This window comes from Streptomyces sp. URMC 126 (genome assembly GCF_051386555.1).
Lineage (GTDB): Bacteria > Actinomycetota > Actinomycetes > Streptomycetales > Streptomycetaceae > Streptomyces.
The window spans coordinates 1-247 of record NZ_JBPQTX010001181.1 but is presented as its reverse complement, the minus strand read 5'-3'; the positions used below and the strand labels follow the sequence as shown (position 1 = coordinate 247).

The window sequence follows — 247 nt, the reverse complement described above, 5'->3', positions numbered from 1 at the left end:
GTAGTGCGGTCATGATCGGCCCCCTCGCGGCGCACGCGTGCGGCGGCGCACCCCTCCAGCTCGCCCAGCGCTTCGGCTACGGCTTTGTCGTGCGCCTCCAGCAGCCGTTCATCTCCACCCGGCCCTGCCATGATCGAAACCGACTTTGGAGCCGACATCGTAAAGTCGTACAGGCTCCGGCCTTTGCTCTGCGTCGTGCCGTCCTGTGCCAGCCGGTCCGCACTGTGGCGCTGCCGCAGAAACTCAC

At 67.2% G+C, this 247-nt stretch carries 1 protein-coding gene; it reads right to left on the bottom strand.

The window, feature by feature from the left end:
- Positions 1-247 (bottom strand): relaxase domain-containing protein (locus ACSNOK_RS35585; RefSeq protein WP_436784805.1); only part of this gene is annotated, 247 nt, incomplete at both ends.